We start from the raw sequence: 14,868 nt of genomic DNA, 5'->3' as shown, positions 1-14,868 counted from the left end.
ATATTAAGTATTATAAAATTTCCCTAGCATCAAATTCTGGACAATCGATTCTAATATCTGAGCTTAGTAGTTCTTTTTCTAATAGGTTACAAAAATGGGAATCCTTTGTTTTTTTGTAAAACTTGCAACCATAACAGGTTCTTTGTACTGTTAATATTCCAGTTTGGTTTAATTTATAAATTACTTCGCTCAAAGTTTTAAACAAATCGTCTAGCTTATAAGAATCTAAGTCATCCAACTTTGATTTTATGGGATTGGCAAAATTTTCAGTTTGCTTGATAATTTCTTTTCCTGAAGGTGACAAAATAATAGTATAGCTTCTACTGTCTGATGATGAAAAATCTTTTTCTATAAAACCTTTATTCAAAAGTGCTTTTACGGCATCGCTAATGGTTGGTTTTGTAATATTAAACTCATTTGCTAAATGACTAACATTGCAAAAGTCTTGTTTGTGGTAAGCAATAAAAATTAAAATACGTATTTGAATAGGACTTAATCCAAACGCCTTCGCTTTTTCCCAAAGCAATACTTTAAAAGCTTCAGAAATACGTTCTAAAGCCACAATAATTTTACTAGACGTGTCTTGATTTTGAAATTCTGGGTTGAATATAGAATCTGTCATAAGTTGTATTTATAAAATTGCCTATCAAGAACAAACTTGATAGGCAAAGTTAGTTATCCTAATTAAATTAGTTGCAATGTTCCATTTCAATAATATGGAAGCCCACTTTTTCAATGTTGTTGATAATGGTTTCAGTGGCTTGTTCTATATGGCAAAATTGACATTCGCTTGAAGTTAATTTACCTGTTTTAAAAGGTTTTGCTTTTAAATAGGTTCTACCATATTCAAAAATGGTTTTTTCATCAACAATATTATTAGGTACTAAAATGTCGAAATGCATGATTAAACCATTTTCTCTTTGGACATATGTATCCCAAACAGCTACTTTCATCTTATCCTTTTACATCTGCCATAGAAGCACCATAATTAATATGAAGTACATTTCCAGTTGGTGTTACCATAGCAGGAACCGATTTTACGCCTGCTTTTTCGGCTTCTTCAATTCTATTTCTGGTTTCTCCAATATTAACAACTTCAACATTGTTCTTTCCTACTAGTTCAATGATGTCGTGTTCTGCACTGATACACACAGGACACCCAGCGTGATAAAAAATTGATTTAGTCATGATAATAAATTTAAATTAATTGCACTATTGCAAAACAAATATAGTAAGGAATCCTAACTAAATAAAATTAATTCTAAGTTTTAACATATTTATTCTTAAATAAAATAGGGAAGGAGTTAAATAAAACGGGTTATTTACCCTTTTTATATAAGGGAATTAGATAAGAAATAGAATAACCATAACCAAAGCCAAATCCACCACTATCGTATGTTTTGTGGAATCCTGGAACATAAACATTTTCAAAATTTTCAGGTTCGTCTTGACTCATCATGTATTTAAATTGGGCATTCAGACCTAAGTATAAATTATTTAGAACTTCAACTTTTAAACCTATAATAAATTCTCCCCAAATGGCAGAAAGCCCACTAAACTTTTCTCCTTCATTAGACATGAATTGTGGTGTCCAATATTGATCTTGCGAATACACACCATAACTGTTCAAGGTCTGGCTAAAAGTGCTTGCTCCAACACGAAAACCACCATAAATCATGTTTTCCATGCCATACCAATTTTCATAGGCATTATAATCTACTCCAGCTTTAAAATAGCTTCCTGTGGTAGTAACATTAATATAATCATTGATTGTGTTTTTTTCTTCAGCTCCAAATTCGCCTGCTAAATACCACTTTCGTGTAAGCCTAAAGTCGGCATTGATTTCGAATCCTTTATATTCATCGTCTATTAAAGACTTTATTATTTTACTTAAATCGCCACCCAAACGAAGCCCATAATTTTCTTTGTGTTTTATGGAATCGGTTTTGGTGCTTATAATACTATCGTTTTGAGCCTGAGTAGTAGCACAAAAAAGAAGTAAAATAAAAAACGGATTAGTGAAATATTTTATAATGTATGTCATCTTCATGCTCTACAGTTTGATTGTCGTTAACGGCTTGTGCTATTTGTATCCATTTATCTCCATCATCTTCAACAGTTACAACTACATTTTCAAAAATAGTTTTGTAACCACAGGCACGAGAGACGAAAACTTCTTTTCTCACATAACTAATAGTTATGGTATCTGGATTTCCTAAAACATTGTCATCTTCGTCTATTTTATAATCTTTATGAAGAATAAATTGTGTGCTGTTTTCTGTCGTTTTTAATGGAAGATATACTTCTTTAGCAGATTTACTACCATCATAAGTCGATACAACCCCAGGATCTGGATCTCCAATTCCAGTAACTCGTAATTTTTTTACATTTTTTGGTGTATCTGTACTTGGAAAATTGATATCGTAAAATACGATGTGCATGTTAGGAGTTGTTTCTGTAGTCTCAGAACAGATATCGTCCTTCTCACAACTCAAAAGGGTTACAAAAAGCACTAGTAAAGGAATTATTAAAAATCTATATTTTTTCATTCACAAATAATTAAATGACGTTTATCGTCTTTCCAAAAGTACAACATTTTCAACATGATGCGTTTGTGGAAACATATCCACTGGTCTAACTTTTGTAATTTTATACATATCTTTCATTAAAGCTAAGTCTCTTGCCTGGGTTGCACTATTACAACTTACATAAACCACCTTTTCTGGAGCTATATTTAAAATTTGTTGTACCACATCTTTATGCATGCCATCTCTTGGTGGATCTGTAATTATAACATTTGGATGACCATGTGTTTTAATAAATGCTTCATTAAAAACATTTTTCATATCACCAACATAGAATTCAACGTTTTCAATACCATTTAATTGTGCATTTTCTTTAGCAGCAGAAATAGCATCTGGAACAGCTTCTACGCCAATAACTTTTTTAGCATGTTTAGCTACAAACTGTGCAATAGTACCAGTTCCTGTATATAAATCATACACTAGTTCGCTTCCAGTTAACCCTGCATAATCTCTTGTTATTTTATAAAGTTGATAGGCCTGTTCTGAATTGGTTTGATAGAAAGACTTGGCGTTAATTTTAAACTTCAGGCCTTCCATGTCTTCAAAAATATGGTCTTGTCCTTTGTAGCAAATAACTTCTTGGTCGTATATGGTATCGTTAGCTTTTTCGTTAATAACATATTGTAAAGAGGTTATTTCTGGAAATGTTTCAGCTAAATAATCTAATAACAATTCTCTTTTGAGTTTATCTTCTTTAAAAAACTGAATCATTACCATAATATCTCCAGTTGAAGATGTTCGAAGCATTAAAGTACGTAATAAACCTGTTTGATTTCTTGTATTAAAAAATTCTAAATTGTTTTTTACAGCAAATTCTTTGACGGCATTTCTAATGGCGTTAGAAGGGTCAGCCTGTAAATGACATTTTTTAATGTCTAGAATTTTGTCCCACATACCAGGAATATGAAATCCTAAAGCATTCCTATCGCCTAAATCTTCATCAGATTGCACTTCTTCGATTGTCAGCCAGCGACTATCGCTAAAAGAAAATTCCATTTTATTTCTGTAGAAATATTCGTTTGTAGAACCTAAAATAGGTGTTACTTCTGGTAATTCTAAATGTCCAAGACGTATTAAATTATTCACCACTTCTTTTTGTTTAAAAAACAATTGGTGTTCATAACCCATATCTTGCCACTTACAACCACCACAAGTTCCAAAGTGCTCGCAAACAGGTGTTGTACGTTTATCGGAAAGTTTATGAAAAGCAATGGCTTTACCTTCGTAATAAGATTTTCGTTTTTTAAACGTTTGTACATCGACCACATCTCCAGGAACAGCATTTGGTAAAAAAATGACTTTTCCATCTTCAGCTTTACCAATAGTTTTTCCCTTAGCTCCAGCATCAATAACTTCTACGTTTGTAAAAATTTGTTTTTTATTTTTTCTTCTAGACATGCTACAAAAATAATAATAGCATTAAATATAATAGAGGTAATTTGAATTATCTTTAAAAGATTTCAACATTCATTTAAAAAGATTCCCACTTTGATGAGAATAAAATGAACCTTTTTAATTTTTTGACGTCTTTAGTATAGAAACCAACCTTAATAATGCAAGAAAAGTTTTTGGAAACTGATAAGGATTTAATTCAGCAGTATCAATCTGGTGACACGAAAGCATTGCAGAAATTAGTAAAACGATGGCATAAAACATTTTGTAACAAAGCATATTGGTTAATTAAGGATGCAGATGTTTCAAAAGACATTGCACAGGACACTTGGAAAACAATTATTATTAAACTTGAAGACTTAAAAGATCCAAGTAGCTTTAGTAGTTGGGCAACACGAATTATTTATTCAAAATCTTTCGATTGGTTGAAAAACCAAAAAAGAACTCAATCAAAACACGAGGCATATCAATATACTTTTGATTCTCATGAAGAAGACACAGAAAATAGAGAAGTATTAAAACAACAACTTAAAAAAGCCATCAAAACATTACCTACACAACAAGAAATGGTCATAAAGCTATTTTATATGGAAGCTTACAGTCTAAAAGAAATAAGTAACACGCTAAATATATCTGTTGGAACAACAAAATCGAGATTGTTTCATGCCAGAGAAAAGTTAAAACAAATAATAAAAACTTAGTATTATGAAAAATCATAAAGAAGACATCGACAAATTAATAAAGGAAACACTTACAGAAGAAGAAGCTAAATTCTATAAAGAACTTGAAGAGCAAAATGTTCTAGAAATGATATTCGGTTTGTTTAAAGGGAAAAATAAATGGCTTATGTTATTAATGAATTTCATGACCTTGGTTTTCTTTGGCTTGTTTATTTATTGTCTAGTGCAATTCTTTAATGTAGAAGCGACTAAAGAGTTATTGAAATGGGGTTTAGGAGCTGTTGTTTTCCTATTAGGAGTAAGTATGCTAAAAGTTTTTGCATGGATGCAAATGGATAAGAATGCGTTATTGAGAGAATTAAAGCGATTGGAATTACAAGTATCTTCTTTAGCAGGAAAAGTATCTAAATAAAAAATAGACTCATCTATATTATAGTTATAAATGAGTCTAAATATTGTGAGTTATATCATATCTTTTTATTCTGGAACAGTCGCAGATATAGTAAATGTTGAAGAATTAAAGCCATTAGCAGGATGAGATAGCACATTGTCTTTAATAACATTGCTATCATTACCTGAGCTTGAAAACTTTCCATTACCATCCATATTTAAATCTATATTTAAATAACCAGTTGAAGAAAAAGTTACGGAATTAAACCCATTGGCAGGATCTGCTAAAACAAAATCTTTAATTTTATTACTGCCATTATTGGCTCCAGAGAATTTTATTTGATTTGCTGAATTTGTATCTCCAGACCATAATCCGTAAACTCCAGTAGGCATGCCAAAACTAGTTTGTGCATTTGTACCATAAGTTGCGATACTACCATCTGCAAAGTTAAAAACTGATGGCATAAAGTTTAATATATTAGATGTATTGGACATAATACCTAGATGATTTCTATGGTTGATGGATATAAAATACGGTTTTGCCCATAAATCAAATGCAATTTCAGAGGCACCATCAACATCTACAACATCTCCATCTCGTTGTAACAAAGCAGATCTGGTTTGTAATTTATTTCCAGAGTTTGAAGCATCTCTAAGTGAGATCTCTACCCAATCTACAATAGCGTTATCTCCTGTTACATTAAAAATAGAAACATCGCAGGTTAATCCATCTGCGTAAGGACTGGTAGTTGGAATATATCCAAGAGCTCTCAAATTATCTCTCATTAAATGTTCTTCGCCAGGAATTGGGTTTAACATGGCACCTTGCAAAAATACTTTTGGTTGTATTTTAGCATTACAATCTGTATCACTATATAATGTTTGTGTATCTTTTAATGTCCAGTTGGTATTAGAATAAGAAATATCATCAACTAAAGCACAATAAAGACCTGGATTACCAGATGCATCAAAATTTACAAAGCTTGTATTATTTCCATTCTTAACATTTAAAATTTCTAATTGATTGTTAGAACAATCTAAAGATGTTAATGTTGTAATGATACTAACATCTAATTGTTTTAAATTATTATTACTACAGTTTAATATCTGTAACGAATTGAACCCTCTTCGTTCAACCGTTTTAAATTCTAATCCATTACGTGTTAAAGTAACTACATTACCAAAAATTAAACGACTAATGTCTGTAATAGAATTTCCAGATAAATTAATTTCTGTAATACTGGTAAAAGCTTCAAGTCCTGTAATATCTACTATACCAGAACCACTTAAGTCTAAAGTTCCAGTAAAATTCGAAGCTTCTTCATAAGACATGACACCATCCATATCTGTATCAATAACGCCTAAATAAGCATTAATTGCAGTGTCTAAATTTTCATCTGAAGTATAAACAGTCCAAACTGAATTACAATTCTCACTATATGTAGCCGTTGGATCTATGTTTGTCCAGTTGGTTGTTGCATAAGCAGCGTCATCTACAGAAACACATTCTAAACTTGGATTATTTGTTAAAAAGATTTCTGTAACATTCAAATTATTACCATTTGCTAAATCTAATCTATAAAGATTAGGCATATCGCTAGCATATAATCTAGTAATGGCGTTATTTGATAAATCTAAACTTTCCAAAGGTGTATTATAAGCACCTAAATTCCAGAGTAATGGATTATTGGAAAAATCGATATTCGTTAAGTTTGGGTTGTCTGCAATCCAAAGCTGTTCTAGATTTATATTCTGGCTTAAATCTAAGGAGCTAATTAAAGTCCCTTCAGTTGTTAGAATTGGTAATTGTGGAAGCATACTAATATCGAGGCTTGTAATTGGGTTTATACCAATAGCTAAATTTAATAAACTCGTATTTTGGCTGACATCTACAGAGGTTAATAGGTTGTTTTCTAAATATAATACTATTAGAGCTGCATTGTTAGTTACATCTATAGCTGCAATTTGATTGTTTTGTAACTCTAGTCTTGTTAATAAAGTATTTACAGCAACATCTATACTAGTTAATTGATTATCATTAGCAGATAACCTATCTAGATTTAAATTATTTGAAACATCAATATTTGAAAAATTATTGCCTCCTATATATAATTGTGTTAAAGCTGTGTGATTTGTAACATCGATATTTGAAAAATTATTACCAATTATATTTAATCGTGTTAAGGCTAAATTATTTGAAATATCAATAGTAGAAAACAAATTATTTCCTAAATACAGCCACTCTAGGGCTGTGTTTTGAGTCACATTAATACTTGTTAAACTATTATCCGTTGCCACTAAACGTGTTAAATTTGTAAAACCTTCTATTCCTGTTAAATCGGTAATAGTTGAATTAACATTAGGTAGATTGACATTGTTTACCGGATTATTAATATAAAGTTCAATAACAGCTAGCGCATTAGCTTCTAAAATATTTCCATTTAGTCCATTGGTGTCAAAGCCTAAGTCTATTAAAGCTTGCTCAAAATTGGTATCTGGAATTGCAATTGTTGTTGTGTTACTACAATCTGTACTAAAACTTGTTTGAACATCTAAATTTGTCCAGTTTGTAAAACTATAAGTTGCATCATCAACCTGAATACATTCTAAGTTTGGATTGTTAGTAGCGTTAAAATTATTGGCAATGAAATTTGTATTATTACCATTCTGTAAATTTAAAGCAGAGAGGTTATTATGTTCAACCCAACAACCTGATAAAACAGGATTATTACTAAAATCAAGTGTTCCTGTAAAGTTATTGTAAGAACCACTTCCATTAATATCTCCAATTGAGAAAAAATATAATTCTGGCCAGTTTGAAACAATATCAGGTATCTCTCCAGACAATAAATTTCCATTAACCCAAAATGAGACCATTGCAGTTAAATTGGAAAATGATGTAGGAATATTACCTGTTAACTGGTTGTTTTCTAGACTCATTATTTCTAATGATGTACAATTACCTAATTCAGAAGGAATGGTTCCAGATAAATTATTTTCCCATAAATTTAATTCGATTAAAGCTGTACAATTCCCTAATGTAACAGGAATACTACCTGTTAAATTATTAAAATTAAGGATTAATTTTTCAAGGTTATCTAAATCTCCTATTTGTACTGGCAAGGTTCCAACTAAATTATTCGACTCTAAGTTTATTTCAATAACACGATTGTCAGACATTGTTACACCATGCCACTGATACACAGGCGCTGCTGTATTCCAGTTGGTATTGGTAGTCCAGTTTGCACCATTTGTTGCATTATATAAATCAACAAGGGCGTCTCTATCTGAAGCTAATATGTCACGATAAATATGAACAGTTTCTCTCTCAATAACTAAATCTGTAATGACTGAACTTGAAGCTTTACAGGTGTAATTTCCAGCATCTGCTTCTTGAGCATTTGTAATGGTGTAGGTTAAACCTGTTTCTCCTATAATAGGTTCATTGTTTTTATACCATTGATAGGTAACACTTGTTCCACTAATTACTGGCATGTTCATGGCATAGGTTTGGCCAACAACTAGGTCGACATCACTTTCCAGTTCCACTTTATTCATACCACCAGCACCAAAAAATGCAATATTTGCAGCATAGGTAGCATATTCGTTTTCAAAATCTCCAAATTGAAAGTCGTTGAGATTAATGTTAAAGAAATTTAAATTGGCCAAACCTGTAAGGTCTGGTACAGTTCCAGAAAGATTATTTCTAGAAAGTTGTAAATGTTCTAAATAAGGTAAATTTTGTAATTCTATTGGTAAGGTACCTACTAGATTTCCTCTGTTTTTGTCAATTCTAGTAACATGGTTATTAACAACAGTTATTCCAGCCCATGTTGAAACTGGTTCTGCTGTATTCCAGTTTGTATTATTAGCCCAATTTGCACCATCTGTACTGTTATACAAAGCTATAAGTGCATCTTTTTCAGACTGAGGCACTGTTTGAGCAAGGATACTTTGCTGGAAATTAAAAAAAATAAAAAATAATAATACTGAAAATAATTGGAACTTTCGTTTAAGTAGATATTTCATGGTTAGTTGTTTGTTTGAATAAAAAAATGAGAATTCTAATAATTTAAACTCTCACTTTTCACATTCTATTAATAGCATTTAACAAATTATGAAATACTTAACTTAATAAAGATTTTTTGTCATGAACGACACAATTTTGTGCACAAAATACATGGTTTTTATATAACGCAAAAAATATTACTCTTTATGAAGGATATTCTTTAAGCGTTCTTTATACACTCTAGAAAGGTTAATCCACTCGCCAGTATCTAACATAATTTTAGTAGAATTAATAATTTTAATTTTATTGATGTTTACAATATAAGATTTGTGAATTCGAACAAAAGATTTTGAAGGCAATAGTTTTTCAACTTCTATCATGGTATTTCTGTCAACTTCTGGATTTTTTTTAGTGTCTAAATGATATTCTACATAATGCCCATCAGACTTAACATATAAAATATTTGAAGAATTAATCGAGGCTTTACTTTTTAATTGAATAACCTTTTCATCAACTACCTTATTTCCATCTTTAGATTCTCTAATTATTTCAATATTTTGCTGAATGACTTTAACCTTATTTTTAATAATTCGATTTCTCTTAAGCAAGAAATAGATAACAATTCCTAAAAGTAAAACAACAATTAATATGATAAAAAAATTGGCCTTGTAAAACATTTTAGAATCCTCAGAATCATTTAAAACAGATTCATAGGCTTTAGCTTTATCTTCTCTAATGGCATCATTTAAATTAGCAATTTTAGAATTGGAAAATTCCATGTTTTTAGGTCGAGATTCTTTAGCTAGATTTGAATATTCATCTGCTTTTTCCTCATTGCCCATGCTGGTGTAAATTCTAGATAACAAGGAATAATTAGTTGGAAGTAAAAATTTAAAATTGTTTTCATTAGCCAAGTTCAGGCTGGAATTTGCATATTCAAGAGCTTTGGAATAGGCTTCTTTTTGTAATTGTAGCTCTCCTAACAGGTTTAAGTTCTGGGCAATAAACCTTTTGTTTTTGGCTTCTATAAACCCATTATAAGAATTTTTTAAATAATAATTGGCACTATCTAATTCTTGATATTGAAAGAAGGTTAATCCAATATTCATTTTTGCTATGCTAGCTGGTAAAACTTCAAGTTGTTTAGAATGATACTTATCTAATTTTTTAAAATAGTAATATGCCGAATCATTTCGGTTTAATCGTTTATGGTTCATGGCAATATTATTCATAACCTTATATTGAGATTTTTTATCTGAAATGGCTTCTGCAATACCTAATGCATGATGGTACGAATTATTGCTCTCAATAATATTTCCTGAGATTCTTTCCGAATTTCCTAATGCTACAAAAGCATTGTATGTCCAATACTCCAGATTATTTTCTTTGGAATAACGTAGTAATTCATTGGCATAAAATGTTAAGCTATCTGTATTTTTAGAATGTTTTCTTAAAAGATTATTCAATCTAATAGCTTCCTGATTATTATGAATTTCAGATTGCGCATAACCTGAAAAATTAAGGAATAAAATAAGAAAACCTAAAATAGAATTTGTAACAGTTTTGTTTTTCATAGTATTAGAGATGTTACGAATATATTAGATTTCAATTTAATAACCTATCTGATAAATCGTGTTAATAGAAGTTTACTACAAGTTGAATATTATTATTTACAAATGAAATATATGACGAATAATAAAATAGATTTATTACAAACAACTTTTTTTAAAAAGTTTCTCGTCACAGCTATTTATTTAGTAATTTGCGAGTCCTAAGGGATGATTTCTCTCCCACGCTGCTTTTTCAGTCTTTCTGAAAGAATAAAGGTACAGTAGGAATGGTTATTTTACTCGATAAACGAGATTTAATTATTAATGTTTGCACCAATAATGGATGTCAAACGATGCCATTAAATCATGGCATTAAACCTTAAATTATTTTAAAATGGCTGTTTTAGACCAATTATCATCGCAACAAGCGATAGAATTAGAAAACAAGTATGGAGCTCATAACTACCATCCACTTCCTGTAGTATTAAGTAGAGGAGAGGGTGTTTTTGTTTGGGACGTTGAAGGAAAAAAGTATTACGATTTTTTATCGGCTTACTCTGCAGTAAATCAAGGACATTGTCACCCAAAAATTGTTGGAGCAATGGTAAATCAAGCACAAACTCTTACCTTAACTTCCAGAGCTTTTTACAACGATGTGTTAGGAAAATATGAAAAATTTGCTTGCGAATTTTTTGGATTCGACAAACTATTACCAATGAATACAGGAGCTGAAGCTGTTGAGACTGCATTAAAAATCTGTAGAAAATGGGCTTATGAAGTCAAGGGAATTGATGAAAATGAAGCTGAAATAGTTGTTTGTAAAAATAACTTCCATGGAAGAACTACAACTATTATTTCATTTTCTAATGATCCAGTTGCTAGAAAAAACTTTGGACCATATACAAAAGGATTTATTAAAATTGATTACAATAATTTAGATGCATTAGAATCCGAATTAAAAAGCAATCCAAACATTGCGGGATTTATGGCAGAACCTATTCAAGGTGAAGCTGGCGTTTTTGTGCCAAGTGAAGGGTATTTAACAAAAGCAAAAGCTTTATGTGAAAAATACAATGTGTTATTTATTGCAGACGAAGTACAAACTGGAATTGCTAGAACCGGAAAACTATTAGCTGTAGATCATGAAAACGTGAAACCAGATCTTTTAATTCTTGGAAAAGCATTAAGTGGAGGTGCTTACCCTGTTTCTGCTGTATTGGCAAATGATAATATTATGAAAGTGATTAAGCCTGGGAATCATGGTTCTACTTTTGGCGGAAATCCTGTTGCAGCTGCTGTTGCCATTGCGGCTTTAGAAGTTGTAAGAGATGAAAACCTAGCCGAAAATGCTGAGACTTTAGGTAAGCTATTTAGAAGCGAACTTTCTAAATATATTGAAACAACAGATTTAGTAAAATTAGTAAGAGGAAAAGGCTTATTAAATGCCATTGTAATTAACGATGACGAAGAAAGTGAAACGGCATGGAATATTTGTTTGGCTTTACGTGATAATGGTTTATTAGCAAAACCAACACATGGGAATATTATTCGTTTTGCACCACCATTGGTAATGAATGAAGAACAATTATTAGACTGTGTATCTATTATTGTTAAAACATTGAAACAATTCGAAAAATAATGTTTTTAATATAAAAAGTAAGAGCGACCAAAATGGTCGCTCTTACTTTTTATAAATATATTGAGATTATATTATTGATTTCCCCATTCTTCCATCATGGTTTCAGATTGTATCATGATTTCATCCCAACCAATAGTTGCAATTCTATAGACTGTCATTCCAAAGTAAAGTAAATTTATAATTAGAATAGACATAGCAACTATTTTAGCTGTATTCATAGCTTTGACACTACTATGATCGTAATTTTCTGGATTTTCTTCTACTTGTTTTAATTTGCTATGTGCAATAAAGAAGGCAATTCCAGCTAGTACAAAACCAAGTCCTCCAATGCAGCAACATAATAATCCTAAAATTGCTAAAACATAAACTAGGGTTGGATTGAGATTTTCTTTTTCCATAAGTGATAGTTAATTGATAATTTTTAGTGTATAACTTACTACAATAATGCTTATGCTTATAATAGCTAAAATGTTAATAATTTTGTTTGAATGTTTAAATTTAAAGAAAAAATTTAAACCTATGAATAAGAATAACGGAATTAAAGTATAAACAGCTGGATACATTTTAAATGCAGCTATAAATTCGCCATGTAATAAGAAAACAAAAGCTCTTTGTAAACCACAACCTAAACAATCAAATCCTAAGATTTGTTTACTTAAACAGGGTAACATAAAATCTTCTAAAGAAGATGTCATAAATCTTTAAATTAGATTTATTAAAGGTATAAAAATCGAATGTGTTATTTATTTGAAATTACAATCTTTTTACTTACAATCTGATTATCGTTAAAAGTAACGTTAGCTATGTAAACTCCTTGACTTAAGTTTTTTGTTGAAAAACTGTAGTTTGCTTCCGACTTTAAGTCTCTTTCATCAAAGATTTGTTTTCCAGAAACATCATATAATTTTACTTGTTTTATTTCTAAAAGTTTTGGGTTTAAAATGCTTAATTGAGATAATTGATTATTTTGATAAATGTTTAAATCATCTACAGTTATAACATCTTCAACATTTAAAGCTTCAGAAGTGAAAGTTATTTCAAAACGATCTGTATATGTGCCTTGAGGTAAATTTATTTCATAATTATTTTCTCTTAAATTTACATAGATTTGGTTTTCTATGTCATGAATAAAGATGGGCTGACTGTCATCAAAATTTTGGATATCGAAAATTCTAAATCTTATAGGTTGATTGTTTTGTGCTTTAATAACCAAAGGAATTTTTAATTCCATATCATAATTAAAGGCTTGAATCACATATGGTTTATTGTTTAACACCCAGTATGCATCTGTGCTTAAAACTTCTACATTATTAGCTTCTAAACCATAATCAAAACCATCTGTAGCAGTATGATGAAAATTCATTAATAATTGTCTAGTAAAAAACTCTCCTTGAGAAAAATCAACATTGATTCTAAAGCGTTTAAAGTCTTCTGGAACAATATTTAAGCCGTTTTCATTGTACTCAGATTCTTGAAAGGAAACTACATTATTAGTGTTCTCTGTTCTAAAAAACTCACTGTTTGGATCTGATTGTTTATAATACACTCTTTGTGTATTAGTAAATGTCACACTGCCACCAGCTGAAGAACCCTCCATCATAAATCCCTGTCCAATTGGGATATAACGTCTTGCAGTTTTAGTGCCATAACCAAAAGGGACATTTGTTGGTGTTCCATTTAATAAATAAGTTGTAAAAGGAGCATAAGTAAACGAGTCCACACCACCTGCAGAAATAGTATATAAAGCATAACCTCCAATATAATTAGATAATACATGCGATGTAGCACCAGGAGCTTGCTCCCAATATTTTAAAACACCTGTAGTACTTGTATGATTTGCTGTTGTATTATGAATTAACTCTAAGGCATCTATAGCAGAAGGATAAGGATTGCCAACCAAAGTTTCTTTATTAGCATTTATTATAGCTGTAATTGTTCCATTATTAGGTCTACCTCTAAAATCGTATTTTTGGGCACCACTTGGGTTTCCTTTCATGGTAAAACCATAACCAGGAGCTAATGTGCCATTTGGATCGCCACCAACGGGTAAGCTTCCTCCACCTAAACCGATCCAATCTTCGTAAGGGTTTGTAGTTGAAGTTAAACCAATATAGGTGTAGAGCCAATAACTAGCAATTTGTGTTGTTGTACCATTATAACCAGCTATGAATCCAAAAGGGGAGCTAGTAATTGGAGCAGCAGTTTCACGATAAAGGTTGTCAAATGGTATAAATGTTGTATTCCCGGCAGTTCCACTGTTTAACCCAACCGGAGATGCCCAATAATTATACATATAAGTATTTGAGTTGCCAGTTTGGTAAACACTTAGTTGGCCCTTTCCAGAATTTGTACTTGTCACAGTTCCTGTACCTTGTAGCAATTGTGCATCATTACGTAAATAAATATGGCCACCAGTTCCAATACCAGTGTCTAAATTAATGTCATTGGTTACATATAGAGGCGCCACAGTAGGTCCACTTGAAAAAGCAGCCCCATCTACATAGATATAACTACCTGTTTTAACAAATAAATCTTGAGCAGGCATGAGACTACAAGTAGCAAATAAAATTAATGTATATATATGTTTCATTTATTGGCTTTGAATTATAAATTAAAAAAATAG

Annotated in this window: 14 protein-coding genes; 3 read left to right on the top strand and 11 right to left on the bottom strand. The window is 30.8% G+C overall.

All coding sequences use genetic code 11. The annotated features are described in order from the left end of the window. Positions 1-10 precede the first annotated feature (10 nt). From ACI5KZ_RS13215 to rlmD, 6 genes are all read right to left on the bottom strand, one after another. On the bottom strand, positions 11-622 hold the full coding sequence (locus tag ACI5KZ_RS13215; RefSeq protein ID WP_109308066.1) for a MarR family winged helix-turn-helix transcriptional regulator: 612 nt from the start codon (positions 620-622) through the stop codon (positions 11-13). A 67-nt stretch (positions 623-689) separates the two neighbouring features. After that, positions 690-953, bottom strand: a complete 264-nt coding sequence (locus ACI5KZ_RS13210) for a DUF2024 family protein (RefSeq protein WP_109308067.1) — start codon at positions 951-953, stop codon at positions 690-692. A 1-nt stretch (position 954) separates the two neighbouring features. Continuing rightward, positions 955-1,188: a thioredoxin family protein gene (locus ACI5KZ_RS13205; protein WP_109308068.1), complete on the bottom strand. Its 234-nt coding sequence runs from the start codon at positions 1,186-1,188 to the stop codon at positions 955-957. Positions 1,189-1,318: 130 nt separating this feature from the next. After that, the gene (locus tag ACI5KZ_RS13200) at positions 1,319-2,044 is read right to left on the bottom strand and encodes a DUF6048 family protein (protein ID WP_406847883.1); all 726 of its coding nucleotides are present in this window, start codon (positions 2,042-2,044) and stop codon (positions 1,319-1,321) included. Continuing rightward, on the bottom strand, positions 2,016-2,549 hold the full coding sequence (locus ACI5KZ_RS13195) for a DUF6452 family protein (RefSeq protein WP_109308070.1): 534 nt from the start codon (positions 2,547-2,549) through the stop codon (positions 2,016-2,018). The genes ACI5KZ_RS13200 and ACI5KZ_RS13195 overlap by 29 nt, the downstream gene beginning before the upstream one ends. 21 nt (positions 2,550-2,570) lie before the next feature. Continuing rightward, complete coding sequence (gene rlmD, locus ACI5KZ_RS13190) at positions 2,571-3,983, bottom strand: 23S rRNA (uracil(1939)-C(5))-methyltransferase RlmD (RefSeq protein ID WP_406847882.1); 1,413 nt, start codon at positions 3,981-3,983, stop codon at positions 2,571-2,573. A 155-nt stretch (positions 3,984-4,138) separates the two neighbouring features. On the opposite strand from rlmD, the gene ACI5KZ_RS13185 reads away from it, so the two are divergent. After that, a complete protein-coding gene (locus tag ACI5KZ_RS13185) occupies positions 4,139-4,678 on the top strand; it encodes an RNA polymerase sigma factor (RefSeq protein ID WP_109308072.1) in 540 nt (179 codons plus the stop codon). A gap of 4 nt (positions 4,679-4,682) precedes the next feature. After that, positions 4,683-5,069: a DUF6768 family protein gene (locus tag ACI5KZ_RS13180; RefSeq protein WP_109308073.1), complete on the top strand. Its 387-nt coding sequence runs from the start codon at positions 4,683-4,685 to the stop codon at positions 5,067-5,069. Between the two features lie 65 nt (positions 5,070-5,134). On the opposite strand, the gene ACI5KZ_RS13175 is transcribed toward ACI5KZ_RS13180, so the two are convergent. Continuing rightward, the gene (locus ACI5KZ_RS13175) at positions 5,135-9,076 is read right to left on the bottom strand and encodes an immunoglobulin domain-containing protein (protein WP_406847881.1); all 3,942 of its coding nucleotides are present in this window, start codon (positions 9,074-9,076) and stop codon (positions 5,135-5,137) included. Positions 9,077-9,253: 177 nt separating this feature from the next. After that, positions 9,254-10,630, bottom strand: a complete 1,377-nt coding sequence (locus ACI5KZ_RS13170) for a LytTR family transcriptional regulator DNA-binding domain-containing protein (protein WP_406847880.1) — start codon at positions 10,628-10,630, stop codon at positions 9,254-9,256. 370 nt (positions 10,631-11,000) lie between these two features. Here ACI5KZ_RS13170 and rocD point away from each other — a divergent pair, with 370 nt between their 5' ends. After that, on the top strand, positions 11,001-12,245 hold the full coding sequence (gene rocD, locus ACI5KZ_RS13165) for an ornithine--oxo-acid transaminase (protein WP_406847879.1): 1,245 nt from the start codon (positions 11,001-11,003) through the stop codon (positions 12,243-12,245). Positions 12,246-12,316: 71 nt separating this feature from the next. On the opposite strand, the gene ACI5KZ_RS13160 is transcribed toward rocD, so the two are convergent. The 3 genes from ACI5KZ_RS13160 to ACI5KZ_RS13150 are packed head-to-tail and all read right to left on the bottom strand — an operon-like array spanning position 12,317 to position 14,835. Continuing rightward, a complete protein-coding gene (locus ACI5KZ_RS13160) occupies positions 12,317-12,643 on the bottom strand; it encodes a CCC motif membrane protein (RefSeq protein WP_109308077.1) in 327 nt (108 codons plus the stop codon). Between the two features lie 9 nt (positions 12,644-12,652). After that, positions 12,653-12,940 (bottom strand): DUF2752 domain-containing protein, encoded by a 288-nt coding sequence (locus tag ACI5KZ_RS13155; RefSeq protein ID WP_406847878.1) that lies wholly within the window; start codon positions 12,938-12,940, stop codon positions 12,653-12,655. Between the two features lie 44 nt (positions 12,941-12,984). Further along, entirely contained in the window at positions 12,985-14,835 is a 1,851-nt protein-coding gene (locus ACI5KZ_RS13150; protein WP_406847877.1) for a T9SS type A sorting domain-containing protein, read from the bottom strand. Positions 14,836-14,868: the final 33 nt, after the last annotated feature.

The organism is Xanthomarina sp. GH4-25, assembly GCF_045363175.1.
In the GTDB taxonomy this organism is placed as follows: domain Bacteria; phylum Bacteroidota; class Bacteroidia; order Flavobacteriales; family Flavobacteriaceae; genus Xanthomarina.
Note: the sequence above shows the minus strand (reverse complement) of the source record. Positions and strands in the feature narration are given on the sequence as shown.